The following is a 25,767-nucleotide window of genomic DNA, read 5'->3' as shown; positions in this document are numbered from 1 at the left end:
TTGAACTTATAATGAAACAGGAGCTTCATGTAATTTTGTCAAAGAAATATCTTACTTTTAAATCTTTAAAATTATTAAAAAAATGAAGTTGAAATGTACAGTTTTTATTCTGCTCATCATGACCTGTTTTATGTATGGACAGAAAAAACCTCTAGATCATTCCGTTTACGACAGCTGGCAAAATATCGGGACAAAAAAAATTTCAAATGATGGAAAATGGATTGCCTATTCCGTAGATGCTCAGGAGGGAAATTCTAACCTTTTTCTGCACTCAGTTAAAAATAAAACCTCAAAGAAGTTTGCAAGAGCAACAAAATTGGATTTTACCAATGATTCCAGGTTTGCTGTTTTTCAAATCCGTCCACAGTATAAAGATATAAAGGCGGTAAAAGATAAAAAGCTGAAAAAAAATAAATTAACGAAAGATAGTCTTGCAATAGTTGATTTTCTCAATGATAAAACTGAGAAAATTCCTAATGTGAAATCATTTAAAGTTCCTGAAAAAGCAGGTTCTTTTGTTGCATACCTTTTGGAAAATACAAAAGATAAATCCTCGGATGATGCTTCTGATAAAGAAGATGGAGATGAAAATAATGATGAAGATAAAAATGTAAAACCATTACAATTGGTGGTACGGAATTTATTGGATGGAAAAAGTACAACATATGATAATGTAGTGCGTTATGAGTTCAGTAAAAACGGAAGACAACTGGTTTTTGTAACTAAAAAGCCGGAAGAAAAGGCTAAAAAAGAGAAAAAAGAAGATAAGGATTCTGAGAGTGAAAAATCTGCAGATAAAAAAGAAACTGACAAATCAAAGCCAAAGAAATATGCATTTCAAACCGTACAGATAGTTGATCTGCAAAAAGGGACTGTATCTAAGGTTTCAGAAATGGAGGGCGATTTTTCACAGTTGTCTTTCGATGAAGAAGGAGACCAACTGGCATTTGTGGGAACTGCTTCTGCACAAAATGACCTGGTGAAATTATATCAGCTGTATTACTTTAATTTTAAAGGAAATAAGAAGGAGGTTATAAGCAATGAAAATGAACAGATGAAAAAGAATTGGGTAGTTTCTGAAAACAGGTTGCCTTTATTCAGCAAAAACGGAAAACAATTGTATTTCGGTGTTGCGCCAAAACCTGTTGCAAAAGATACTGCGATGATTGCCAACAATCATGCTGTTGTGGACATCTGGAATTATAAAGATGATTATCTTCAGACGGTACAGTTAAAAGAATTAAAAAACGATCTGAAGAAATCCTATGCCGCAGTAATGCAGACAGAAAAGCCTGGTTTCTTCAGAAATATTGATGGAGAAGATTTAGATACTTTAAGATTGGTGAACGAAGGAAATGCTGAATTTGCATTAGGGATTACCAGTATCAATAACCGTATTTCCTCTCAATGGGAAGGCTCTACAAAGAAAACCTATTTTCTGATTGATAATAAGACGGGCGAAAGAACAGAAATTATAAAAAATCTTGACGGGGCAGTTGCCATATCTCCGCTTGGAAAATTTCTTGTGATTTTCAACAAAGAAAAAGGAATGTGGTTGAGTTACAATATTAAAACAAAACAAACTCTTCCTCTCAATAGCGGGTTGCCGGTTTCTTTTGTTGATGAAGAATTTGATATGCCGGATTTTCCAAATTCTTATGGTATCGCATCATGGACGGATAAAGATGAATCTGTAATTATAAGAGATCGCTACGATCTTTGGGAATTCTTCCTGAACGGCTCAAAAAAGCCAAGGAATATCACGAATGGCTTCGGGCGCAAACATAAAATAACATTCGACACATACGATTTAGATAAAGATGTAAAAAGCCTGAACCGGAAATCTTCCATTTATTTATCAGCTTTTGATAATACATCCAAAGCAAACGGAATTTTCAGAACAACCATTCAGTCAGACGCTGATCCTGTAAAAATCCAAATGGAAAATGTCTGGGGGTATCGAAGCATTCAAAAAGCTAAAAATGCGGAAGAATATATTTTGGTAAAAGAATCCTATACAGAATCGCCTGATATTTTCGCAACATCAGATTTCTTGGAACAACAAAAATTAAGCAATACAAACCCACAGCAAGCTCTTTATAATTGGGGGACGAATGAATTGGTCAACTGGACAACACCAAAAGGCAATTCATCTACAGGAGTTTTGTACAAGCCTGAAGATTTCAATCCCAACAAGAAATATCCTATGATTGTTTACTTCTATGAGAAGCTTTCGGACAATCTGAACCGTTATGTTGCTCCTGCTCCGACACCATCAAGATTAAATATTTCTTACTTTGTGAGCAACGGATATTTGGTTTTTACACCGGATATTTCATATACCGATGGTTTTCCGGGGGAATCCGCAATGGAATATATTAATTCCGGAGTTGAAAAATTAAAGCAGAATTCATGGGTAGACGGTACTAAAATCGGAATCCAAGGACAAAGCTGGGGCGGTTATCAGGTTGCTTACCTTATTGCTCACACAGATATGTATACTGCTGCGTGGAGTGGTGCTCCTGTTGTCAATATGACCTCTGCATATGGAGGGATCAGATGGACCTCAGGAATGAACAGGCAGTTTCAGTATGAAAAATCACAGAGCAGATTAGGGAAAAATCTTTGGGAGGCACCAGATCTTTACATTAAAAATTCACCGCTTTTCACGATTAATAAGGTGAAAACTCCGGTAGTCATTATGAGTAATGATAAAGATGGAGCAGTTCCATGGTATCAGGGAATTGAAATGTTTACGGCATTACGACGTCTGGGAAAACCCGTTTGGCTTCTTAACTATAATGGTGACGACCATAATCTTGTAAAACGACAGAACAGGAAAGATATACAAATCCGCGAGCAGCAGTTTTTTGATTATTATCTTAAAGGAGCTAAAGCTCCGGTATGGATGACAAAAGGAGTCTCTGCAACCCAAAAAGGAAAAGATTGGGGCTTTGAACTGACGGATGATAAACCTTAACGATAAAAAATCGGCGGACGAAATGTTCCGCCGATTTTTTTTATTAAAAGATTAAAAGATTAAAAGATTAAAAGATTAAAAGATTAAAAGATTAAAAGATTAAAAGATTAAAAGATTAAAAGATTAAAAGATTTTTTTAGTAAATCTCATCAATATCTTACAAAAATACCGGCGCGCCAAAGAGTATTTCTCACTTGTGAGGGTAGGAAATAGAGTAAAAACAAAAGACAGCTTGAAGGCTGTCTTTGTTATTGATTTTGATTTGAAAAATTATTTTGATTTATTTTTCAATTCTTCTTTAATTTTATTCTCCAGTTCTTCAGAAAGTTCAGGATTGTCTTTAAGAACGTCTTTTACCGCATCACGGCCTTGTCCTAATTTTGTTTCATCATAGCTGAACCATGAACCGCTTTTCTTTACCACTCCTAGCTCTACAGCCTGATCAAGAATTTCTCCTGTTTTAGAAACTCCTTCTCCGTACATGATGTCAAATTCAGCTTGTTTGAATGGAGGGGCTACTTTATTTTTAACAATCTTTACTTTTACACGACTTCCGATTGCTTCGTCACCATTTTTGATCGGTGCACTTGCCTTTCTGATATCTACTCTTACTGAAGCATAAAATTTCAAGGCATTACCACCGGTTGTCGTTTCAGGGTTTCCAAACATTACACCAATTTTCTCTCTCAGCTGGTTGATGAAAATTACGGTACATTTTGTTTTTGAAATTGTTGCAGTTAGTTTTCTTAATGCCTGAGACATTAATCTTGCATGCAGACCCATTTTGGAATCACCCATTTCTCCTTCAATTTCTGCTTTAGGAGTAAGAGCGGCAACTGAGTCGATTACTACAATATCAATCGCTCCTGAACGGATAAGGTTGTCCGCAATTTCCAGGGCTTGTTCACCATTGTCCGGTTGAGATATAATAAGGTTTTCTAAATCTATTCCTAATTTTGCAGCATAAGTTCTGTCGAAAGCGTGCTCTGCATCAATAAATGCTGCAATTCCACCTGCTTTTTGAGCTTCTGCAATAGCGTGAAGTGTTAAAGTTGTTTTACCGGAAGATTCAGGTCCATAAATCTCAATGATTCTTCCTCTTGGATATCCTCCTACTCCCAATGCAATGTCTAATCCTAAGGATCCGGAAGGAATAACTTCTATTGTATTATCAACAGAATTATCTCCCAAAGTCATTACAGTTCCTTTTCCGTATGTTTTATCTAATTTATCAAGCACTAGAGCCAGTGCTTTTTTCTTATCGTCAATGTTACTCATTTCTAAAAAATAATTTCTCAAAAGTACATAATTTTGGAATCAAAAGCTAATATTTTTCAATTTCAAAGCGTCTTTTTAAAGTTAAAAAAACAATAATTCTGTTTGGTAAAATAGTGCCTATCTTATTATGAATGAAATAATAGCAAACTAAAAAAGCAGATCAATTTAATGGAAGTTGGAGCCCGATGTTATTCTTAAATAGTCTTCCAGAACTTTAAGGTGTTTTTTATTACCCGCTTCAATTCTTGCTTTTCGTCCTACTAAAGTATTATATATAATATTAGTTGCTTTTTTTACCTGAGGGAAAACTTTTTTATTGGAGACATCAGGAATATTCAATCGCTTACAAACCTCATCGTCCAGTAAAAACCAGGTGCAGCAAATATGAAGATACCGTAGATTTCTTCTTTGAAAGCTGAACTTTAATATAGGATTCTCCAGGGATTCATCGAGTAATGAATGGGCAAGGAGTACAGAGTCTTTATCCGAAGGAGGCTGGATGGATGACCATAGGTAAAAATATTCCGTAGCCTGTTTTTTATGATCAGGAAGGAGGTGTTCGGGAATGCCCAGCAAATAACCGACATATTTCCATAGGTGAAAAATACCAAGCTCCTCTTCATTTGAAAAGCTATTGCCCAGTTTTTTTAAGCTGTGAAGAAAAACCAAACTAAAACCTATATAGGTGGCCATCATATCCCAGGAGTTGATAGGTTCTCCCCAGTTTTCCGTATCCCAATCAGCATAATGCTTTTTGATCGAAAGTCTTGCATATGAATGAATAAGACGTGTTTTTATAGCAAATCCATAGCCTTTGGCATGAATATCCAGGGCATGGTAACGGGTTACATTCACCCAGAAATCCAATGTTTCAGAAAGACGTTTTACGGCTCCTTTTTTCAATGCTTCTGTTACAATAAGGGGTTTATTCAGGTAGGAGTAATCATAACCTCCGATCAAGCAATAATCCCTAAGAGAGATGAGGGCATCTAGTCCGCTTCGCATACAAAGCTCAGCGCCACTTTTCAGCAATTCTTCATTTAGCCATTCAGGTTTTTTCTGAACTTCTTTGAAAAGTCTTTTAACACTGTCCGGAACCTGATCGTTTTCAGAAACTCCATTTCTGATGTATTTCTCGATTTCCCTTGTAGCTTCGTGAAATTTTTTAGTAAAATAGACATCTTTTACCACCTGGTCACCGGTTTCGTCAACGTGATAATAATAGGGAGAAAATTGCTCAAATTCGCTGAAACTCACTTCTGCACCGGAAAATTCAATAAGCAGTTTTCCGTTACCCTTTTGCCAGAAATCTTTGAAATGAGGTGAATTTTTAAAACGGGGATGTACGATTGATCTTTCCATCAATTATAAAAGTACAAGTTTTACGCCGAAATACCTCTGTGAGATTTATCAGCATGGAGAGTATATGTTTACTTCAAATATATCTTTTTATAATAGTTATATAATGCCCCATTCAAAAGCCTTTTTCAAAAGCTCTTTACCATTTCTTGAATTGGTTTTTGTAAGGATGTTTTTTCGATGAGAACGGACAGTATGCTGAGATAAAATAAGCATTTCGGATATTTCTGTTCCCGAATATCCTTTTGCAATCAGAGAAAGGATCTCTACTTCCCTTTTGGTGAGATTTTCGAGTGTCTGATGGGTTGATGAGGAGGGATTGTCTATTGTCATCTGGTGAAAATCGGCTCTGGGGCCAATCCCTGAAATCAGGACGGTATAAGGATTTTGCTTTGTTATATGATTAATGTTGGTATGTATATTAATGGATTGTACGAGGTTCCCATTTTCATCCTCTAGGGTAGGAATAGCCTGGTGATGGAACAACTCATAATTTCCTTTTGCAGTTTTCATCCTGAAGCAGTAACTCGATTTTAAGTAGAGATGATGTTCCGGGCCAATTTCAATCATTTTAGATACAACGGCCTGTTCCGCTTTTATTACAAAAGGAATGTCTTCAGGATGTGTGAGATCTATGACTTCTTTAAGGTTTTCAGGATTTTTTTTTAAACCATGTAATTTTAAAATATTTTCATGATGATGAGAGAGGGTACTGTTTGTAAGATTTAATACATAATAATAAAATTCTCCGATTGCAAACATCTCACCAATGATACGTTCGATAGGGGGCGTCTTCAGTATTTCTTTTTTTTCCTTTCTTGTAGCGGGATATCTTTCCCAAACTTCAATCAAGGGATGTTTTTTTTCAGCGTCTTTCATGAAAATAGTCTTTTTTAGATAGTTAATATTTTCTTAAAAATACCCCTAAAGGGGGATTTTTTTGTGTTGAAAAAAATGCAAAATTTGTTATAAACTAATAACCCTGAAAACTTGATTTTCAAAACTGTTTGAGAAATTTTATTTTGATTATCTGTTATGGTAATTAATTTTATTTGTAAAATGCATTAATTTATTTAACTAAAATAAGCATAAAATAATATATTATTTTGTTTTTATTTGGTTTTTAATAATTGTATTTTAAGTTTGAATACGGAAAGGAAATGTTTTCAGGAAAATAATGGTTTATACTTTCTTTATTAGTTGTTTGGAAATGGTAAACTAAAAACCCCACTCACATCATGAGCGGGGTTTGTGTTATTTTAAATGTTTGATTCTTATAAAGAAGCAGCGTGAACAAGCATGTCAACTAATTTATTAGAATAACCCATTTCGTTGTCATACCAAGAAACAAGCTTTACGAAATTAGGTGAAAGCATAATACCTGCGTCTTTGTCGAAGATTGAAGTTCTCTTATCACCTACGAAATCCTGAGAAACAACTGCATCTTCAGTGTATCCTAAGATTCCTTTTAGTTCCCCTTCAGAAGCTGCCTTAATAGTAGCGCAGATTTCTTCGTAAGAAGTAGCTTTTTCAATTCTTACTGTAAGGTCAACTACAGAAACGTCTACTGTAGGTACTCTGAAAGACATACCTGTAAGTTTTCCGTTCAATGAAGGAATTACTTTTCCTACAGCTTTAGCAGCACCGGTAGAAGAAGGAATAATATTATTCAATGCAGCTCTACCTCCTCTCCAGTCTTTCATTGAAGGACCATCTACAGTTTTCTGAGTAGCGGTTGTTGCGTGAACAGTTGTCATTAAACCTTCAACGATTCCAAAATTATCGTGGATAACTTTAGCTAAAGGCGCTAAACAGTTTGTTGTACATGAAGCGTTAGATAAGATTTTAATATCATCTGTAAGTTCTTTGTGGTTTACACCCATTACGAACATTGGAGTATCATCTTTAGAAGGAGCGGAAAGGATTACTTTTTTTGCACCTGCATTAATGTGAGCCTGAGCAGAATCTTTAGATAAGAAAAGACCTGTAGATTCTACAATATAATCAGCTCCGATTTCATTCCACTTCAGGTTATTTGGATCTTTCTCAGCAGTTACTCTGATTTTCTTTCCATTTACTACAAGATCATTACCTTCTACAGATACTTCTCCTGGAAAGATTCCGTGTACAGAATCATATTTTAACATGTAAGCCATGTATTCTGCATTGATAAGGTCATTGATTCCTACTACCTCAATGTTATCTCTTTCAGTCATTGCTCTGAAAACAAGACGTCCAATTCTACCAAACCCGTTGATACCTACTTTAATTGTTGACATAATATTTTGATTTTTACAATTATAAAAATTAGATTGCTAATATTTCTGAAATCAGTAAAAGGTCTTTATTGATTTCATTATGTTTTTTAATGGCTTCTTCAATAGGAGTGTATACCATATCGTTAGAACGCATTCCTGCCATTACATTTGTTTTACCTTCCATTAATCCTACCACGGCTCCGTATCCCAGTCTGCTCGCAAGAACCCTGTCTGCACAGCTCGGAGATCCTCCTCTCTGGATATGTCCCAGAATAGCTACACGAATGTCATAGTCAGGAAACTCCTGTTTTGTCTGCTCTGCCAGCTCATAAATATTCGCCAGTTTCTCTCCCTCAGCAACAACTACGATACTGGAAGCTTTTCCGGTTTTTTCAGCATTTCTGAAAGTCGCAAAAAGCTCATCTACACTGTCCTTTTTTTCAGGGATAAGGATATCCAAAGCTCCGGTTGCCAGTCCACTGTTTAATGCAATAAACCCAGCATCACGACCCATAACCTCAACAAAGAATACTCTGTTGTGAGAAGTGGCTGTATCACGGATTTTATCAATAGCTTCCATGGCAGTATTCAAAGCCGTATCATATCCAATAGTATTGTCGGTACCGAAAATATCATTGTCGATAGTCCCCGGAACACCAATTACTCTGATACCAAATTCTTCATTGAAGATCTTCGCCCCTGTGAAAGTTCCATCTCCACCAATACACACAATTGCATCAACACCATGTTTAACGCAATTATTGTAGGCTTTCTGACGTCCTTCTTTAGTTCTGAATTCCTGGGATCTTGCGGACTTTAGGATAGTTCCGCCCTGGTTGATTATATTTTTTACGGAACGAGGACCCATTTTTAAGAAATCATCGTTGATAAGCCCATTGTAGCCTTCTCTTATTCCGTAACATTCGATATTATAATAATTTGCCGTTCTTACCACCGCCCTTAATGCAGCATTCATACCCGGGGAGTCTCCTCCGGAAGTAAGAACTGCAATTTTTTTTACAGCACTTTCTTTCATCTAGTAAAAAATTTCGAACACAAATTTACAAAAACAAGTTCAGATTATAGTAGTAAGTTGATAATACTTTTGAATATAAATTGTTAAAAACTTCTAAAGTTTGTTGGTTTAAAAATATATCTCGCAGTTTTTGTTTCGTTAGCTTTTACGTCTAAGTTGTACCACGGAGATCTGTTTTTATCAAAAGGATTGGAAAGAACATGGATAGATTGGGCAGGAGTGAAACCTTCACTTAGTAAAAATAACTTTTTCCCTTCTTTATTTCTGCAAGCGCCACTTATCAATACAACATGTCCAGGACTTCCTGGTGTAATAAGAATGTCTCCGCTTTTTAAATCCTCACTTTTTAAAACCGGTTTTGTTTCTTTATTTAATGAAATAGTTCCTGCATAATTAAAGATCAGATTTAGATAACTTCTGAAATTTTGAGGCGAGTCATCGAAAGAGGCTGTCTTTTTGAAATTAACAGAATTGCCATTGACAAAGGCCCGTGTTCCGTTTTTATAATCTTTCCAGCTCAGCAGATCACCATTTGTAAAATGAAATTGAATTTCATCTTGTCTTTTATTTTTAACTAAATATTCTGCCCTTAGCCGGATCACCGCATCTGCACATTGTTGAAGATCCTGATCTCCGGTATCGATATCAAAAATTGCTTCATGCAGATGCTGGGTAGATATTGGATTTCCGTCATATCTAAGTATCTTGCTTTTATAGGGTTTTAAAGTGAAATTTTCGAGAAAATACCCGAAAGATTCCTGTTTTTCATCAATCCATTCATATCCCTGAGGTGCAGAAAATCTTTCTTTGATAGTATTTTTATCGGTATGAACCAAAATTTCTGATCCTGTCCCGTTATCTATTTCAGATATTGCATTTCTTTTCTTATCAGGAATACAGCTGATAATACTGATTAACGCAATTGTACATAAAGTTTTTCCTGCCATCTTATGGTGTTTTTATTTTACATTACCTCTTTTCTGTCAGGTACTTCCAGTACCTTTTCGGGACATGCTGAATATGGAGCTTTAGATTTTTTCTTTCTGTAATATTGGTTTTTATAAAGTAACGTTGCCATAATTTTTGATATTGGCTCTCTTCATCATGGAATTTTTGCTCATATTGATCAAGATCCAGTTTTTCATCAGGATAAAAGAAGTCACAATTTTCAAGATCATACAAAATTCCATAATTTCTTCTGAGGTCATAAATCATCCACTTTTGATCCTGATATCGATCTTTAAAATGTTTTCTGATCAGGGGAATAACGTTGAAATCAGGATCTATTTTTGCAAAGAAAACACCATCCTGCATTTTCTCAAACCTTACAAATGCCGTCATCCGATGCCTTTCTCTGTCTACGGATTTACATATTTTCGATATTTTTAAAATATCACTATCCGCATAATTCTGAAGAATATTTTCATGAGGATGTTGTACAGATAATTGTATGGCTGAAAGGATAATTCTTTCTGATTCCGGATCTTCTGATAGAAAAACTTTCAGCAATTGATGGATTCCGGATCTCCCTATGTTCTCTTCCAGCTTCTTGAAAACTCTTTCTGCCTTTTCTGTCTGAGTGACTACTTCGTGGGTTTCTGCAAAAATGTTTTCCTGATGATATTGATTTTTGCCGAAAATTTCAACGTCTTTATAACGGTATTCGAATACTTCAAACACTGCAGTTAAAAGTCCGTCAAAGCTTCCGTCGTAAAGTAGGGTAGTCATTTATTTTATATGGTAGTTTAATAATATAGAGATGTAAAATTTATAAACTTTTTAGAGATTTTTATCACAGTTTGCCTTTAAACAGGGAGAAAATCATTGTTTTTTAAAACAAGGTAAGTTGCTGTGAAAATTTATTATGAAATTTCGACGAGCTTCCTCCAATCAATAATTTCTTTAAATTTTGATTCGTTAAATATTTCAAAAAAACATTTCCTGCATTGAAGTCAATAAAGTATTTTGCTCTGTTTACAGCTGCTCCTAATTTCTTAAGATGATCCATGTTTAAAATCTGAAAACGTCTTGCTTGTACTATTTTTTTAGCTGTTTTTACACCAATTCCCGGAATTCGAAGAATCATTTGATAGTCAGCTGTCTGGAGATTGATAGGGAATTGATCAAGATGTCTTAATGCCCAGCTTAATTTGGGGTCAATTTCAAGATCGAGAAAAGGAAGATTGGGATCTAAAATTTCTTCTGCTTTAAAGCCGTAAAATCTCATGAGCCAGTCCGATTGATACAATCTGTTTTCTCTAAGCATTGGGACTTCAGTAGTTAATGAAGGCAATCTTTTGTCTTCTAGTACTGGTACATACCCTGAATAATAGACTCTTTTAAGGTTGTAATTTTTATAAAAATGATCCGCGACTTTTATAATCTGAAGATCGTTTTCATTGGTAGCTCCTACGATCATTTGGGTCGACTGACCGGCTGGTGCAAATTTCGGAACTTTCCGGAAAATCTTTTTTTCATCATTATATTGGGATATCCCTTTCTGAATATAACGCATAGGACTTATCATGTCGGCCCTGTTTTTTTCAGGAGCGAGTAGCTTGAGTCCGCTTTCGGTTGGAATTTCAAGATTGACAGACAGACGGTCCGCATAGAGTGCTGCTTCCTGCATTAATTCATCGCTTGCTCCAGGAATGGATTTTAAGTGAATATATCCATTGAAATTTTCTTCAAGTCGTAATTTTTTTGCAACTCTCACCAGACGTTCCATGGTCGTGTCAGCATTTTTAAAAATGCCTGAACTTAAAAAAAGTCCTTCTATATAATTTCTCCGATAAAAGTTAATGGTAAGATCCACTACTTCTTCCACCGTAAAAGCTGCCCTTTTGATATCATTGGAGCTTCTTGAAACACAGTATGCACAATCATAAATACAATGATTGGTCAAAAGAACTTTAAGCAGGGAGACACATCGTCCGTCTTCTGTATAGGTATGACAAATCCCGCTTATGGAACTGTCTCCCAAAGCACCTTTTTTATTTTTTCGTGTTCCTCCGCTGGAAGAGCAGGAAACATCATATTTCGCTGCGTCAGCAAGGATTTCGAGTTTTTCTTTTAGGCGGTCAAAGTTCATATGTTATGATATAAGGACGATTTAACTCTGTGAATTTTAATTCAAAAGTAATTCCAAAATTGAGAAATGTCACCCTTTTTAACATAAAGTTATCAACAGAATAAAGTATCAAAATCAGTATATTTACGGTTCTTTAAAGTTATACTATGAATCATCAACCGATTGAAGGTTTTTCCAAATTGACCAAACAGGGGAAAATAGACTGGCTAGTCAATGAATATCTTGACGGCGATCAGGAATATCAAAAAATATTAAAGCAATACTGGAACGATAATACAGAACTTCAGAAGCTTCATGATGAATTTTCGGAAAATACGATCTCTAATTTTTATATGCCTTACGGAATAGCACCTAATTTTTTAATAGATGGAAAATTGGTGGCTTTGCCGATGGCTGTTGAAGAAAGTTCTGTAGTGGCTGCTGCATCTAAGGCTGCCAAATTCTGGATCGATAAAGGAGGTTTTAAAACAACCATTATTAATACAGAAAAATTGGGGCATACTCACTTCATTTTTAATGGAGAATCTCATAAACTATTGCATTTTTTTAATTTTAAACTAAAGAAAAAACTATTTGAGGCTACGGAAGCAATAACCGCTAACATGAGAAATCGTGGTGGTGGAATTCTGGATATTAAGCTGGTGGATAAGACTGCTGACATGGCCCATTACTTCCAATTGAAGGCAAGTTTTGATACAGTGGATTCAATGGGAGCCAATTTTATAAATTCTTGTCTGGAGCAATTTGGGAAAACATTGAAAGAAGAAGTTGCTAAAGAAGAAGACTTTACCAAAGAGGAAAAAGATTCTTTACAGATCGTAATGAATATTCTCTCCAACTTTACTCCCGACTGTGTGGTTCGTGCTGAGGTTTCTTGTAAAATTGATGATCTTAAAGATGATAGCGGGATTTCCAACGAAGAATTTGCCAGAAAATTTAAACAGGCTGTAACGATTGCTGAAATTGAGCCGTTCCGTGCAACCACTCATAATAAAGGAATTATGAATGGAGTGGATGCGGTGGTGATTGCTACGGGAAACGACTTCAGAGCAACAGAAGCCTGTGCACACGCTTACGCTGCAAAAGACGGTCAGTACAGGTCTTTGACTCATTGCACCACTGATAACGGAATTTTCAGATTTTGGATCGATCTTCCTATATCTGTAGGTGTTGTTGGCGGACTGACTAACCTCCATCCGTTAGTCAAGTTTTCATTAGCTCTTCTTGGTAAGCCATCTGCTCAGGAGTTAATGAGTATACTTGCTGTTTCAGGATTAGCACAGAATTTCGGGGCACTGCGTTCGTTAGTGACCACGGGAATTCAGAAAGGACATATGAAGATGCATTTATTGAATATTCTGAATCAGATGGGAGCAACGGAAGAGGAAAAGCAGCATTTTGTTACCTATTTCAAAGACAAAACAGTTACCCATCATGAGGTTATCACAGAGTTTAACAGAATGAGAGCCCAATAATATGTTTGGAATCATATTGTCAGCATTTATTTTAGTTTTCGGAATTTTTCTGAAAATAACCCGGAACCCCGGTTTTGCAAGAAGTAAAAATATGGCCTGGATGTTAATAGCTATCGGAGCTTTGTCTTTGGTGTTTAAAATTTTAAACTATAAATAAGACAGATTAATTGAAGATCTGATCTCATAAATTGATATAATGAAAACAATTACTTTAGTATTTGGTGCCGTTTATGGCATGTTATCGGTTATTTTAGGTGCGTTCGGTGCGCACGCTTTAAAGAAAATATTGTCAGTTGAAAGGCTGGAAAGTTTTGAAACAGGAGTAAGATATCAAATGTATGCTGCTTTCTTTCTGTTGATCATTGGATTTATTTTGAAATTTGAAACCTCTTCAGAAAAATGGGTTTCTATTTTGATGATTGCAGGAACAATGCTGTTTTCATTTAGTATATACTTCCTGAGTTTGCAGGACTATTTGGGAGCTAATCTGAAATTCCTGGGACCGATTACTCCACTTGGAGGGCTGTTAATGATCCTTAGCTGGGGAATGCTTATTTTTTATTTTGCTAAAAATAGGATCTAAACGCAATGAAAATCAACAGAAGGCGAAGGTTAATCAGAACGTTTAATCTTTTAGATCAGCCCATCAGATTTAATCCATTTGTATTCAGCCGGACATTTTTTATGTGGGCTTTTACCGGATTGGTAGGTGGAGTCATTGCCGGACTGTATTGGATTGTATTAGAATATTTTACTGACTTTTTAGCTCAGTATCAAGGTTGGATGGTGATTCCAACAATGGCCGTTTGCGGATTGTTAGCCGGTCTGGTTATTCACTTCATCGGTGATCCGGGTGAAATTCATCTGATTGTTAATAATATCAGATTTAATAAAGGAAAGCTCGATCCTAAAAATAACCCTTCCATGATCTTGTCGTCACTTTTTTGTGTAGCTTCAGGAGGTAGTTTAGGGCCTGAAGCTCCCCTGGTTCAGGTAACAGGATCTACAGGAACCTGGCTAGGGAAGATTTTCAGATTGAAGGGCGAGGAGTTGAGATCTTTAAGTATTGCAGGGATGGCATCCGGTTTCACTGCATTATTTGGTGCACCACTCGGTGGAAGTCTTTTTTCACTTGAAATTTTACATCATAAACATGCTGTTGAATATTATAAAGCAATAATTCCTGCATTGGTCGCAAGCTGTTTCAGCTATGTAATGTTTGCATTGATTATTCATCTCGGGATAGGTGCTACATGGAACCTGAAAGCGTATCACTATTCCGGAGTTTACGATTTTATGTACGCTTGTATGTTTGCTGTTGTTGCAACATTTGTAGGATGGCTGTTTATTTTTGTAGTTAAGTTTTTCAAAAAAGTCTTCGAGTACAGAAACTTTCCCATCTATGTAAAAACATTAGTAGGTGGAATTGTTTTGGGTATTATTGCGTTTTACTTTCCCATTACCAGATACTTCGGACACCATGAAGTTAATGAGCTGATCGGAGGGAATTTTTCTCTGAACTTTTTACTTTTAATTCTGGTCTTTAAAATATTAGCGATAGCAATCACAGTGACTTCGGGCTGGAGAGGAGGGTTCATTATCCCTTTGTTTTTTGTGGGAACTACTTTGGGGCTGATCATACATCATCTTTTTCCATCAGTAGATACCACACTGGCAATTGTAAGCTGCATGGCTGCAATTAACGCTTGTGTGACCAGGACGCCTATGAGTACAACTATTATTCTTGGGACTTTAACAGGATTTACTTATTTTGTTCCGATACTTTTTGCGAGCTTAACAGGATATTTCCTGGCTCCGAAAATCCCTTTTATAGGATCTCAATCAGAAAAAATAACCGAAGAATAAAGAAAATATCAGGACCTGTTAAAAATCAAGGTGCTTACCATTTAATTTTTGGACTTAGAATCTTGAACTTCCATGTCTTTTTAGTAAATTTGTCAACCTTTATAATTTAAAATAAAATAATAAAAATAATATGAATCTTCACGAGTATCAATCAAAAGAGATTTTATCAAAGTATGGAGTAGCTATCCAACGTGGTTTCGTTGCAAACAACGTAGATGAAGCTGTAGCTGCTGCTGAAAAACTAACTGCTGAAACTGGCGCTCAAGGGTGGGTAGTAAAAGCTCAGATCCACGCAGGTGGTCGTGGTAAAGGTGGTGGTGTAAAGTTCTCTCCAAACATGGATAAGCTTAAAGAAAACGCTCAGAACATCATCGGAATGCAGTTGGTAACTCCACAAACTTCTGCTGAGGGTAAAAAAGTAAATTCTGTTTTGGTTGCAGAGGATGTATATTATCCGGGTGAAACAGAAACTAAAGAATTCTATGTTTCTATTTTATTAGACAGAGCTGAAGGTAAAAATACAATCGTATATTCTACTGAAGGTGGTATGGATATCGAACATGTTGCTGAAGTAACACCTCATTTGATTCACAAAGAAATCATTGATCCTGCTTTAGGTCTTCAAGGTTTCCAGGCTAGAAAGATTGCTTTCAACTTAGGTCTTGAAGGAAATGCTTTCAAAGAATTTGTAAAATTCATCGGTTCTCTTTACAACGCATATACAGGAATTGATGCTTCTCTTTTCGAAATCAACCCTGTTTTAAAAACTTCTGATAATAAAATTATCGCAGTAGATGCTAAAGTAACTTTAGATGACAACTCATTGTTCCGTCACAAAGATTTAGCTGAGCTAAGAGATACCAGAGAAGAAGATCCAATGGATGTTGAAGCTGGTGAAGCTGGTCTTAACTTCGTAAAATTAGATGGTAACGTTGCTTGTATGGTAAACGGTGCGGGTCTTGCGATGGCGACTATGGATATCATTAAATTATCAGGTGGTAATCCTGCTAACTTCCTTGACGTTGGAGGAACTGCTGATGCTCAGAGAGTACAGACTGCTTTCGGAATTATCTTAAGAGATCCGAACGTAAAAGCAATCTTAATCAATATCTTCGGAGGTATCGTAAGATGTGATAGAGTAGCTCAGGGTGTTGTAGATGCTTACAAAGCGATGGGAAGCCTACCAGTTCCATTGATCGTGAGATTACAGGGAACCAATGCAGTTGAAGCTAAGAAATTAATTGACGAGTCTGGTCTTCCGGTACACTCTGCAATTACTTTAGAGGAAGCTGCTAACAAAGTAAAAGAAGTATTAGCATAAGCTAGCTACTTATTATAAAAATTTAAACCGCTTGAAAAAGCGGTTTTTTTATTTTCTATTTGTCCTGATTTGATGTAGGACTGCTATTGCTTTCTCCTCCTGTAATATTGATGCTGGTCGGGGTTACTAACAGGATGTTATCCGAATCAAGACGTTGCTTGATCTTCATATATGCATCACTCTTTACGCGGGTAATGTTGGCTCCGATGGTCATCCAGAATTTAGCCTGTAAATTGAATATGCCTTGTTTAAGATCGGTAAATACAACCTCAGCAGTATCCAGTTTGTCCACATATTCTAATCCTTTTATTACTTCCAGAATTCCCATTTGCGCCTTGTTGATATCTTCATCAGCCGGAATTTCAAAATTTAGGATTATTCTTCTCTGCGGAGAAGCAGTGATATTTGAAAAAGGAGAATTAAAAATGACCTGATTGGGAATATAAACCTTTTTACCGTCATCGGTTATAATCTTTGTTGTCAGAAAACCAATTTCCTGTACTGTCCCTGAGTTATTCCCGATAGATACATAATCACCTACTTTAAAGGCTTTATCGATTCCGATAAGCATTCCTGAAAATATACTGGACACCAGATCCTTTAAAGCAACCCCGGCGATAACCCCCGCAACTCCCAGACTTCCGATGAATTTCCATAGAAAACTGCTGAAACCCATTATTTCTAATGCAATAAAACTACCCATTAGCATAATGATAAACCGGAATACGGCCAGTAAAGTTACCAATGAACTTTCTTTTTCACTTTTAGGAAATAATTTATGAAAGAGCTTTACGGCAAGTTTACTTAAATATTTACTTGAAAATAGGAAGAAAGAAAAAACCAGTATGCCCACAATCAATTTAGGGGTCAGTTCTGCAAATTTTAAATACCAGCTTTGTAGAACTCTGTAGACCACTTCAACATAGCTTAAACCAATTTTCTCCATGTATTAATTTTTTTTAATTTAATATGTAATTTTTCATCAAAAATTTTGCCAGTTTCAAAAAGTCTACTAAATTTGTAGACTAATAAACGATAATGTTATGTCAATCAAACTAGGAGATACCGCACCCAATTTTCAGGCAGAAACTACTGCCGGTGATCTTGACTTTTATAATTATCTGGGAGATTCCTGGGGGATTTTATTCTCGCATCCTGCAGATTATACTCCGGTTTGCACTACGGAGCTTGGCTTTACATCAAAGCTAAAGTCCGAATTTGAGGCAAGGAAAACCAAAGTAATTGCATTGAGTGTAGATGGAGTAGAAGACCATCAGAACTGGATCCGGGATATTAATGAAACTCAAAATACGGATGTGCAATTTCCTATTATTGCAGATAAAGACAGGAAAATTTCGGAATTGTATGATTTCATCCATCCTAATGCTTCAGCAACTGCAACCGTACGCTCTTTGCTTATCATTGATCCGGATAAAAAAGTACGTTTGATTATAACTTATCCTGCTTCTACGGGAAGGAATTTTAATGAAATTATAAGGGTTCTTGACTCTCTTCAATTGGTGGATTCCCATAAAGTGGCTACCCCTGTAAACTGGAAAAATGGAGAAGATGTTATTATTCCACCGTCTATATCAACAGAAGAAGCCCGGGAAATTTTTCCTAAAGGCGTTACAGAAATAAAGCCGTATTTAAGATATACGCCTCAACCGAATACATGATTTATTTGATTTTTTATAGTTTAGTTTTAATTTGTACGAAAAGCGCCTCGAAATTATTCGAGGTGCTTTTATCTTTTTTAAGAAAAATAATTTTCTTAACGACTAGTTTTTAACGTCGTTTATGATTTGTTTTCCTTTAGATGTAGGTAAGAAAATGCTAAATCCTACGTTGAAGGTAAGGGTAGAAGTTAAACCGTTTTTACCGAAACCTGCAACACCATTGTATTTAACAAGTCCTTCAACACCGATGTTAGGTGTGATGAAGTAAGAGTATCCCGGACCTGCACCGAAATCTAACCCAGTGGTAGAGTTTCCTCCTTCGGTAGACGTTCCTCCAATACCAACGTTACCTTCGAAGAACCAACGTCCGTGATGTAAAAGATTATCTATACCTTTTTCACCTGGTGATACATAGTAACGACCTAAAGCCCCTACTTTGTACACAAAGTTTGTTGGTGATCCTTTTGCAACTTTGTTAAATCCTAAATCAACATATCCTCCAAGTGCTACGTTATCTTCAATGAAATAAGCCGCTTTCGGTTGTAAAGAGATGTTATATCCTCCTCCCGTATTAAGACCAAAATTACTAGCTACAATACTACTACCAACCATCCAGTTACCTTTTTGAATCTGAGCATTGGCTGTTGTTGTTAATCCTGCTACCGCTACTATTCCTGCTAAAATTAGTTTTTTCATAATTTATAATTTTAATAATTAATGCTTATTTATTCTATGGGTGGTGAAAATCAATAAATGTGCCATAGTACTCATTTTTAGCTAATTTTACTAAAATAATGTTAAATTAAGAAAAATGAAAATCAAATTAATTTCCTTGTTTTATTGAATAAAATATAATTTTAGACAAGAAGTAATATAATGGAAACAACCAGTCCTAGAGCAGTAAAAAGCATTCCGCGTTTGAATGCTTTTGTTTTTGGATTAAACATCCAGAAGCTTGAGATCACAAAGAAGAATAGGGCAATTCCAAAAAAAGTGTTAAGAGGTGATAGTGTCTCTTTTGACTGGGATTTATGAAGTTTTGTCATTTTATCCAGGACAAATGGCAGCTCTTTTTTTACGTATTTTGCCTCCCCGGTTGTCAGGTTATAGGCTCCCTGTTTGAAATATGCGATGTTTCCGATTCTATTTTCGATTTCTAAGTTTTTAATTTTTAATTCTTTTCCCAATTCCTTTTCAGAAAGGTTTTTAGCTACAATTTTGTCGTAATTTTTCTCCTTTTTTAAAAAGCCTGTATCCCTGTAAACCAGCAATACACCGCTTATCGCATAAACAGCCATAATTCCCGCAAGGAAGTATCCTAAGTAACGATGCGTAATCCTCATGAAACTTCTGGTATCTTTTATTTTATCCATATTTTATTGTTTTGCTTTTATTTTTTTTAATTTCAAAAGTGGAAATTGCAAAAATGCAGTTCCCACTTTTATTGAAAGAATTTTTATATTAAGAATTCTAGAGTCTGTAAGTCAACGTAAAATAATAGTTTCTAGGTGTGATCGGATTCACTGAATAATTCTCATGAACATTGTAGTTTATGACATCAAACAGGTTGCCCACTTTACCCTGAATAGAGAACTTATTCCAACTGTAACCGACACTTATATCAACCGTCGTGAATCCGTTGATATCAATCATTCTTGTTTGTTGTAATTGCCCTTTTACATCATTCCAGCCTGCTTGTCTTTTTCCGGTATAGAATGCTGTAGCTCCTAGCTTCAGGCCTTTTGCAAAATCCGTGAAGGTATAAAAAATAGACGCATTTGCTGTAAGGGCAGGAGTTCTTACCAATCTTTGATCTTCAACAAATCCGTTATCTGGAGTTTTTGTATACACAGTATTATTGTAAGAAATACCTCCTATTAAAGACAGGTATTTTGTTGGGTTTCCTGTGATATCCAATTCAACACCTCTACTTCTTATATTGCCGGCATATACTTTATATAATGCCACCTTATTATCTGCAAGATATGGAGATGTGTAAGCATCCCTGTTATTTATTTGATAAGCTGTTAAGTTTACAGCGATAGCATTGTTCCATAAATTTTTCTTAACCCCTACTTCGTATTGATCAATTGTTGATGCTTTTAAAGATAGATTGTTTACATCAAACCCTGAATTAGGTGAGAATGAATTAGTATACGTTGCAAAAACAGATAAATTATCATTAGGATTATAGATTAATCCTACTTTTGGCGATAAGGCATGAGCTTGTAAACCGCTGTTTACTGTAGGCGTTTCTGTTCCTTTTAAGAAATCTTTTACTTCTGTATCTTCATTTTTTAAATAAGACCATCTTATTCCTGCCAATACTTTAAACTCTTTGCTAAGGCTGATCAAGTCTTGTGCATAAAGACCAAATCTTTTCGTTGCTATTCTGTTTCTTGATGATCTATAAGTTTCAGGCATAACACCTTCATTAGACCATGTGGAAGAATTATTTAAATATAATGTTCCATAGTTAATGCTCGTAGGATTAGTAAAGTTGTAAGCATAAGTATCAGCTAAACCATAGTCTCCATCTGCTCCAAATAGAACCTTATGGATAATATTTCCGGTTTTAAATTCTCCATTTAGGTTAACTTGTAATGAAGTATAATTTTGTTCAGTATAATTTCTTCCCAAAGTTCTGTTCCAGGATGGGTCAAAATTTCCTTTTGCGGATTCATACTGCCATTGAATTCTTTCTGTTGAAAAATAATCTTTTGTATAATTCTGGTAAGAAGCAACTGCATTTAGACTCCATTTACTGTTCAATTGATGGTTTAAAACAACGTCTGTAGTGGCTTGTTGGTTGGTTTGATATTGCCAGTTGGCACCTAAAAAACTCCTGCGGTCAACTTCAGTAGCTAACCTGGATATTCCAGTGGTTTTATCAGTAACACTTCCAATTCCAAAATCAGGAGTGAAATTATGATATAAATAATCACCCTCTACAATTAGTTGTGTGTTTTCACTCAAATTAAAAACAAAAGACGGGTTGAAATAATGCTTTTTAGATTCTACCATATCTCTGAAACTTTCGGCATATTCATAAGTTCCATTGACTCTGAAGGCTACCTTTTGGCTTAAAGGTCCATAAATGTCAAATACAGGTTTATAAGAATTCCAGCTTCCACCGTTTAATCCGACAGATCCACCAAATTCAAATCTTGGTTTTTTAGTTATAAGGTTTACAATTCCACCTGGCCCTACATTACCATATAACATAGCATTTGCACCTTTTAAAACTTCAACTCTTTCAAGTCCACTTACTTCAGGAAAAACTCCACTGTTTACTCTTGCTCCATTTTTGAAGATATTATCATTTCCAAATATAAAACCTCTTCCTCCAAAGCTATCCTGAGATCCTCCTCTTGCAGATGTCAAATAAATACCATTCACATTTTTAATAACATCACTTAGCTGCTTTGCTTGTTGCTGCTCAATAATTTCATGAGTTACAATAGCTATGGGCTGAGGGTTTTCCATTACTGTCAGGTTTGATTTTGTAGATAATGTTCTTGCCTGGTTAGGATTTCCTGTTTTATGAAGATTGATGTCCTCAATGGTTTGAATTCTGATGGTATCTGCTTCAGCATTTTTCATCTGTGAACTCACTGAAACAGCAGTAAATAGAAGACCTAAAGAAAGTAATTGTCTTTTCATTTTATTTTTATATAGAACAGTTTTAAATAAGCCGCAAATGTAAGTATTTGTTTAGAATAGATAAAAATAGTTTTATGATTTTAATCATATTTTCCGACTTGGTGAGATGGATTATTTCTATAGTTCCTTTAGATAGGGGAATAGAGAAGTTTTTATGAATATATTTGTTAAAAATTATAATATGCAATTGGTAAAAGCAGGGCTTTGTGCCTTTGGAATGAGTGGAAAAATTTTCCATGCACCCTTTTTGAAGGAGCATCCGGGATTTTTTATTGCTGCTGTGGTTGAAAGAAGTAAAGAAGAGTCTAAGGATCAATATCCGGAAGTAACCATTTACCGTTCAGTAGAAGAAATGCTTCAGCATGCAGATGTAGAGCTGGTCATTATCAATACACCGGTTCAGACACATTATGAATATGCCAAAAAAGCATTGGAAGCGGGTAAGAACATTATTGTGGAAAAACCTTTTACCGTAAATGTTTCTGAAGCGGAAGAACTGGTACAGCTGGCTGAAGAAAAAGGACTGTTTCTTAGTGTATACCAAAACCGAAGATTCGACCGGGATTTTTTACAGGTTCAAAAAATTCTGGATGAAGGAAAATTAGGAAACATTAAAGAGGTTGAGATTCGTTTTGACCGGTTCCGCACTACACCCAGCGGAAAAAAACATAAAGAAAGTCCCGATCAATTGGGAGCCGGGTCACTTCATGATTTAGGAGCTCATTTGGTAGATCAGGCTGTACAATATTTTGGATATCCTGAAAAACTTTTTGCAGATGTATTTTCTATGAAAGGATCGACGTTTGCCAACGATTATTTTGAGATTCTGTTATTTTATAAAGACGCTTTGAGAGTAAGGCTTAAATCTTCTGTTTTCAGTAAAGAAGGCCATTATGCCTATACCATTCATGGAGACCGGGGAACTTTCCTGCAGGAGAGAACCGATAATCAGGAAAATGAATTGGTAGCAGGCGCTACCCCCACATACGGAAAAGACTGGACACAGCCTTTGAAAGAAGCGGATGGAATTTTAAACTTTTTGAATGATCGTTCAGAAACAGAAAGAGTGCTTACCTCAAGTGAAGCTGGAGATTATATGAATTACTATCAGCAGATTTACGAACATATCGTGTTTGGATATGGATTGCCATCTCCTGGAAAAGAAGTCATTCAGAATATGAAAATCATTGATGCTTCTTTAGAAAGTGCAAAAGAAGAAAAAGTAATTAAACTATAAAGATCAATTGTGAATGAGTTCAGAGTTTATGGTTGATATTCTTTAACACTAAAATTATCCTACTCTCTAACTCTTTGAACTCATTCATAACTCATCGTTTTTATTTTAAAGGAGCTCCTGAAGTTCCAGCCATCTCATTTCATGGTTTTCCAGTTTTTCTGAAACCGTTTCCAACTCTGAAGAAAGTTTAGCTATTTTCTCATAATCTACTTCATTGTTAAGTTTGTCCAGAATTTTGGAGCGCTGTTCTTCAAGTTCAGGCATTTCTTTTTCAATCGTGTCAAGTTCCCTCTGCTCTTTGAAACTTAATTTTCGTTTCGTACTGGAAGGTGGTGTATTTTCCACTACAGGAACAGTTTCCTTAACCGGCTCAGTCTTTACAGCTGTATTTTTTTCTAATGCTTCCTCGCGACTTCTGGCTTCCCTGTATTCTGAGAAGGTCCCTACAAAATCTCTGATTTTTCCATTGCCTTCAAAAGCCAAAACATGATCTACAATTCTGTCCATGAAATATCTGTCGTGGGAAACTATAATCAAAGATCCCTGGAACTGTTGAAGGAAGTTTTCAAGGACTGTTAATGTTGGAAGATCAAGATCATTCGTAGGCTCATCAAAAATCAAAAAATTAGGATTCTGATACAGGATATACATCAGGTGCAATCTTCTTTTTTCCCCACCGGATAATTTTGAAATAGGAGAATATTGCGTTTGATCATCAAATAAAAACAACCTTAAAAACTGGGATGCCGAAAGACTTTTTCCGTTGGCTAAAGGATAGAACTCGGCAATTTCTTTAATAAAGTCAATGACTCTCTCATCTTCTTTGTAAGTGAGCCCTTTTTGCGAAAAATAACCAAAAGAAATGGTTTCCCCTGTTTCTATTTCTCCTTTATCTGCTTTTTCAAGCCCCTGGATAATATTTAAAAGAGTAGATTTTCCCGCTCCGTTTTTACCTACGATTCCAACTTTCTCCCCACGTTGGAAAGAATAGCTAAAATCTTTTAGTAAAACCTTCTCACCAAAACTTTTATCTATATTCTTTAATTCTAGAATTTTATTCCCAAGGCGTTTCATTTCAAAATCCAATTCCAGACCTTGTTTTGAAGTGTCTGTTTTTGCTACTTTTTCGGTTTCGTAAAAAGCATCAATTCTGCTTTTAGATTTCGTGGTTCTTGCCTTAGGCTGTCTTCGCATCCACTCCAGCTCTTTTCTGTAAAGATTATTAGCCTTGTCAATGGTAGCATTAAGATTATCCTCTCTGATCATCTTATTTTCCAGATAGGTAGCATAAGAACCATTATGGAAATAAAGGTTTCCGTCTTCCATCTCCCAGATAATACCGCAGACACTATCAAGGAAATAACGGTCGTGGGTTACGAGCAGTAAAGTAATCTTGGCTTTATTAAGATAATTTTCAAGCCACTCTACCATTTCTACATCCAAATGGTTGGTTGGCTCGTCCATTATCAGTAATGTATGACGATGTTCTGCTCTGGTTTCCGTTAAAAGCTTGGCCAGTGCAACGCGCTTGATCTGTCCTCCGGAAAGTGTTCCCATCCTGGCTTCGAGATTTGTGATCTTAAGTTGGGAAAGGATTTGTTTCATCTCATTTTCCAGATCCCAGGCTTTATGGGCCTCCATATCCGCAAGAGCCTTTTCGATAAAATCAAGGTCCGTTGAGTGGAGTGACTGATGATAATTTTTAAGCGCTGTAATGGGAGCTGAATCAAGGGTCATCATGAATTCCTCAATGGTAAGTTTCGGATCATAATCAATTTCCTGGTCAAATAAAACAACCTGTATATCTTTATTGATAATTACATTTCCACTATCTGCAATTTCTTTTCCCATAAGGATCTTGAGCAGGGTAGATTTTCCACTTCCGTTTTTAGCAACAATGGCTATTTTGTCTCCTTCATTAATATTGAAAGAAATATTTTTGAATAAAACTTTTAGTCCGTAAGATTTGGTAAGGTTTTCAGCAGCAACGTAATTCATTTCTATAAAGATTTCGTAGCGCGAAAATACGAAATATTGAAGGTTTTACCGGATAAAATATTTTCTTTGGTTTTTTGAATGAGGTAAAGGGCTGACAGATTTTGTTTGCTAATTTATAATCCTTTTTTACCTTCGATCCAATAAGCCTGTGATCTTAAATTGGTGGAATGAACACCTTTTTCTTTCAGATATCTGCGTAAAAAGGACATCGTTTTTCCGTTTCCTGTCAAATAAAACGTGACTTCTTGGTTTTCAATGGCTTTTCGCTCTTCGTGGAGAAATTCATTGATTTGATTTAATATTGCCATCCAGTTGTTTTTAGAAGTATAGTAGCCGTATAAATCAAGTTTTTCAAGGCTTAAAGGATCTTCAAGCTCATGCAGGCAAACAAAGGATTTTGAAGTTTTTTCTGCGGCCTCCCGGATGGCAATTGAACTTCCCAGGGAAGTCTCATCTCCGATTGAAAAATGAATTTTAGCCTCATGATCAAAGAATCTTTTTCCACGCGGTATAATCATTTTAATAG

At 35.8% G+C, this 25,767-nt stretch carries 21 protein-coding genes; 7 read left to right on the top strand and 14 right to left on the bottom strand.

Features of this window, described 5'->3' with window-relative positions; all coding sequences use genetic code 11:
* Positions 1-82 precede the first annotated feature (82 nt).
* Complete coding sequence (locus tag MTQ00_RS12490) at positions 83-2,980, top strand: alpha/beta hydrolase family protein (protein WP_273649420.1); 2,898 nt, start codon at positions 83-85, stop codon at positions 2,978-2,980.
* A 270-nt stretch (positions 2,981-3,250) separates the two neighbouring features.
* On the opposite strand, the gene recA is transcribed toward MTQ00_RS12490, so the two are convergent.
* The 8 genes from recA to MTQ00_RS12450 form a co-directional block, all read right to left on the bottom strand.
* Positions 3,251-4,258 (bottom strand): recombinase RecA, encoded by a 1,008-nt coding sequence (gene recA, locus MTQ00_RS12485; RefSeq protein WP_172280446.1) that lies wholly within the window; start codon positions 4,256-4,258, stop codon positions 3,251-3,253.
* Positions 4,259-4,423: 165 nt separating this feature from the next.
* Complete coding sequence (locus MTQ00_RS12480) at positions 4,424-5,620, bottom strand: oxygenase MpaB family protein (RefSeq protein WP_273649418.1); 1,197 nt, start codon at positions 5,618-5,620, stop codon at positions 4,424-4,426.
* A 96-nt stretch (positions 5,621-5,716) separates the two neighbouring features.
* A complete protein-coding gene (locus tag MTQ00_RS12475) occupies positions 5,717-6,496 on the bottom strand; it encodes a response regulator transcription factor (RefSeq protein ID WP_172280443.1) in 780 nt (259 codons plus the stop codon).
* 395 nt (positions 6,497-6,891) lie between these two features.
* Positions 6,892-7,896 carry a type I glyceraldehyde-3-phosphate dehydrogenase gene (gap, locus tag MTQ00_RS12470; RefSeq protein ID WP_273649415.1) on the bottom strand — a complete coding sequence of 335 codons (1,005 nt, stop codon included), beginning with the start codon at positions 7,894-7,896 and terminating at the stop codon, positions 6,892-6,894.
* A 28-nt stretch (positions 7,897-7,924) separates the two neighbouring features.
* Positions 7,925-8,911 carry a 6-phosphofructokinase gene (gene pfkA, locus MTQ00_RS12465; protein WP_172280439.1) on the bottom strand — a complete coding sequence of 329 codons (987 nt, stop codon included), beginning with the start codon at positions 8,909-8,911 and terminating at the stop codon, positions 7,925-7,927.
* A gap of 83 nt (positions 8,912-8,994) precedes the next feature.
* Positions 8,995-9,858, bottom strand: coding sequence for a DUF4846 domain-containing protein (locus tag MTQ00_RS12460; RefSeq protein WP_273649412.1), 864 nt, complete (start codon positions 9,856-9,858; stop codon positions 8,995-8,997).
* A gap of 22 nt (positions 9,859-9,880) precedes the next feature.
* Complete coding sequence (locus tag MTQ00_RS12455; protein ID WP_273649410.1) at positions 9,881-10,639, bottom strand: TIGR03915 family putative DNA repair protein; 759 nt, start codon at positions 10,637-10,639, stop codon at positions 9,881-9,883.
* A 103-nt stretch (positions 10,640-10,742) separates the two neighbouring features.
* A complete protein-coding gene (locus MTQ00_RS12450) occupies positions 10,743-12,002 on the bottom strand; it encodes a putative DNA modification/repair radical SAM protein (RefSeq protein ID WP_273649409.1) in 1,260 nt (419 codons plus the stop codon).
* Between the two features lie 146 nt (positions 12,003-12,148).
* On the opposite strand from MTQ00_RS12450, the gene MTQ00_RS12445 reads away from it, so the two are divergent.
* The 4 genes from MTQ00_RS12445 to sucC all read left to right on the top strand — a co-directional run bounded on the left by MTQ00_RS12445 (position 12,149) and on the right by sucC (position 16,664).
* A complete protein-coding gene (locus tag MTQ00_RS12445; RefSeq protein WP_172280431.1) occupies positions 12,149-13,477 on the top strand; it encodes a hydroxymethylglutaryl-CoA reductase, degradative in 1,329 nt (442 codons plus the stop codon).
* A gap of 196 nt (positions 13,478-13,673) precedes the next feature.
* Positions 13,674-14,060 (top strand): DUF423 domain-containing protein, encoded by a 387-nt coding sequence (locus MTQ00_RS12440; protein ID WP_273649406.1) that lies wholly within the window; start codon positions 13,674-13,676, stop codon positions 14,058-14,060.
* A gap of 5 nt (positions 14,061-14,065) precedes the next feature.
* Positions 14,066-15,343 carry a chloride channel protein gene (locus MTQ00_RS12435; RefSeq protein WP_273649405.1) on the top strand — a complete coding sequence of 426 codons (1,278 nt, stop codon included), beginning with the start codon at positions 14,066-14,068 and terminating at the stop codon, positions 15,341-15,343.
* A 130-nt stretch (positions 15,344-15,473) separates the two neighbouring features.
* On the top strand, positions 15,474-16,664 hold the full coding sequence (gene sucC / locus MTQ00_RS12430) for an ADP-forming succinate--CoA ligase subunit beta (protein WP_076390839.1): 1,191 nt from the start codon (positions 15,474-15,476) through the stop codon (positions 16,662-16,664).
* Positions 16,665-16,719: 55 nt separating this feature from the next.
* On the opposite strand, the gene MTQ00_RS12425 is transcribed toward sucC, so the two are convergent.
* Complete coding sequence (locus tag MTQ00_RS12425) at positions 16,720-17,610, bottom strand: mechanosensitive ion channel family protein (RefSeq protein ID WP_273649401.1); 891 nt, start codon at positions 17,608-17,610, stop codon at positions 16,720-16,722.
* A gap of 97 nt (positions 17,611-17,707) precedes the next feature.
* On the opposite strand from MTQ00_RS12425, the gene MTQ00_RS12420 reads away from it, so the two are divergent.
* Positions 17,708-18,343 carry a peroxiredoxin gene (locus MTQ00_RS12420; RefSeq protein WP_172280423.1) on the top strand — a complete coding sequence of 212 codons (636 nt, stop codon included), beginning with the start codon at positions 17,708-17,710 and terminating at the stop codon, positions 18,341-18,343.
* Between the two features lie 102 nt (positions 18,344-18,445).
* Here MTQ00_RS12420 and MTQ00_RS12415 read toward each other — a convergent pair whose 3' ends face one another.
* The 3 genes from MTQ00_RS12415 to MTQ00_RS12405 form a co-directional block, all read right to left on the bottom strand.
* Positions 18,446-19,039: a hypothetical protein gene (locus tag MTQ00_RS12415; RefSeq protein WP_172280422.1), complete on the bottom strand. Its 594-nt coding sequence runs from the start codon at positions 19,037-19,039 to the stop codon at positions 18,446-18,448.
* A 161-nt stretch (positions 19,040-19,200) separates the two neighbouring features.
* Positions 19,201-19,716, bottom strand: a complete 516-nt coding sequence (locus tag MTQ00_RS12410) for a hypothetical protein (RefSeq protein ID WP_273649398.1) — start codon at positions 19,714-19,716, stop codon at positions 19,201-19,203.
* Positions 19,717-19,813: 97 nt separating this feature from the next.
* Positions 19,814-22,006 (bottom strand): TonB-dependent siderophore receptor, encoded by a 2,193-nt coding sequence (locus tag MTQ00_RS12405; protein WP_273649396.1) that lies wholly within the window; start codon positions 22,004-22,006, stop codon positions 19,814-19,816.
* A gap of 181 nt (positions 22,007-22,187) precedes the next feature.
* Between MTQ00_RS12405 and MTQ00_RS12400 the strand changes: the two genes are divergently transcribed.
* On the top strand, positions 22,188-23,243 hold the full coding sequence (locus MTQ00_RS12400) for a Gfo/Idh/MocA family oxidoreductase (protein ID WP_273649394.1): 1,056 nt from the start codon (positions 22,188-22,190) through the stop codon (positions 23,241-23,243).
* A gap of 105 nt (positions 23,244-23,348) precedes the next feature.
* Here MTQ00_RS12400 and MTQ00_RS12395 read toward each other — a convergent pair whose 3' ends face one another.
* Together MTQ00_RS12395 and MTQ00_RS12390 are read right to left on the bottom strand one after the other, a co-directional pair.
* Entirely contained in the window at positions 23,349-25,241 is a 1,893-nt protein-coding gene (locus tag MTQ00_RS12395; protein ID WP_172280415.1) for an ABC-F family ATP-binding cassette domain-containing protein, read from the bottom strand.
* Positions 25,242-25,354: 113 nt separating this feature from the next.
* Positions 25,355-25,759, bottom strand: a complete 405-nt coding sequence (locus MTQ00_RS12390) for an SIP domain-containing protein (RefSeq protein WP_273649392.1) — start codon at positions 25,757-25,759, stop codon at positions 25,355-25,357.
* Between the last annotated feature and the right edge of the window lie 8 nt (positions 25,760-25,767).

Origin of the sequence: Chryseobacterium sp. B21-037 (assembly GCF_028570785.1) — a bacterium.
In the GTDB taxonomy this organism is placed as follows: Bacteria; Bacteroidota; Bacteroidia; order Flavobacteriales; family Weeksellaceae; genus Chryseobacterium; species Chryseobacterium proteolyticum.
Note: the sequence above shows the minus strand (reverse complement) of the source record. Positions and strands in the feature narration are given on the sequence as shown.

Excerpts from the sequence above, each read along its gene's own strand:
- MTQ00_RS12490 (WP_273649420.1), top strand. The coding sequence starts at position 83 with ATGAAGTTGAAATGTACAGTTTTTATTCTGCTCATCATGACCTGTTTT.
- recA (WP_172280446.1), bottom strand. The coding sequence starts at position 4,258 with ATGAGTAACATTGACGATAAGAAAAAAGCACTGGCTCTAGTGCTTGAT.
- MTQ00_RS12480 (WP_273649418.1), bottom strand. The coding sequence starts at position 5,620 with ATGGAAAGATCAATCGTACATCCCCGTTTTAAAAATTCACCTCATTTC.
- MTQ00_RS12475 (WP_172280443.1), bottom strand. The coding sequence starts at position 6,496 with ATGAAAGACGCTGAAAAAAAACATCCCTTGATTGAAGTTTGGGAAAGA.
- gap (WP_273649415.1), bottom strand. The coding sequence starts at position 7,896 with ATGTCAACAATTAAAGTAGGTATCAACGGGTTTGGTAGAATTGGACGT.
- pfkA (WP_172280439.1), bottom strand. The coding sequence starts at position 8,911 with ATGAAAGAAAGTGCTGTAAAAAAAATTGCAGTTCTTACTTCCGGAGGA.
- MTQ00_RS12460 (WP_273649412.1), bottom strand. The coding sequence starts at position 9,858 with ATGGCAGGAAAAACTTTATGTACAATTGCGTTAATCAGTATTATCAGC.
- MTQ00_RS12455 (WP_273649410.1), bottom strand. The coding sequence starts at position 10,639 with ATGACTACCCTACTTTACGACGGAAGCTTTGACGGACTTTTAACTGCA.
- MTQ00_RS12450 (WP_273649409.1), bottom strand. The coding sequence starts at position 12,002 with ATGAACTTTGACCGCCTAAAAGAAAAACTCGAAATCCTTGCTGACGCA.
- MTQ00_RS12445 (WP_172280431.1), top strand. The coding sequence starts at position 12,149 with ATGAATCATCAACCGATTGAAGGTTTTTCCAAATTGACCAAACAGGGG.
- MTQ00_RS12440 (WP_273649406.1), top strand. The coding sequence starts at position 13,674 with ATGAAAACAATTACTTTAGTATTTGGTGCCGTTTATGGCATGTTATCG.
- MTQ00_RS12435 (WP_273649405.1), top strand. The coding sequence starts at position 14,066 with ATGAAAATCAACAGAAGGCGAAGGTTAATCAGAACGTTTAATCTTTTA.
- sucC (WP_076390839.1), top strand. The coding sequence starts at position 15,474 with ATGAATCTTCACGAGTATCAATCAAAAGAGATTTTATCAAAGTATGGA.
- MTQ00_RS12425 (WP_273649401.1), bottom strand. The coding sequence starts at position 17,610 with ATGGAGAAAATTGGTTTAAGCTATGTTGAAGTGGTCTACAGAGTTCTA.
- MTQ00_RS12420 (WP_172280423.1), top strand. The coding sequence starts at position 17,708 with ATGTCAATCAAACTAGGAGATACCGCACCCAATTTTCAGGCAGAAACT.
- MTQ00_RS12415 (WP_172280422.1), bottom strand. The coding sequence starts at position 19,039 with ATGAAAAAACTAATTTTAGCAGGAATAGTAGCGGTAGCAGGATTAACA.
- MTQ00_RS12410 (WP_273649398.1), bottom strand. The coding sequence starts at position 19,716 with ATGGATAAAATAAAAGATACCAGAAGTTTCATGAGGATTACGCATCGT.
- MTQ00_RS12405 (WP_273649396.1), bottom strand. The coding sequence starts at position 22,006 with ATGAAAAGACAATTACTTTCTTTAGGTCTTCTATTTACTGCTGTTTCA.
- MTQ00_RS12400 (WP_273649394.1), top strand. The coding sequence starts at position 22,188 with ATGCAATTGGTAAAAGCAGGGCTTTGTGCCTTTGGAATGAGTGGAAAA.
- MTQ00_RS12395 (WP_172280415.1), bottom strand. The coding sequence starts at position 25,241 with ATGAATTACGTTGCTGCTGAAAACCTTACCAAATCTTACGGACTAAAA.
- MTQ00_RS12390 (WP_273649392.1), bottom strand. The coding sequence starts at position 25,759 with ATGATTATACCGCGTGGAAAAAGATTCTTTGATCATGAGGCTAAAATT.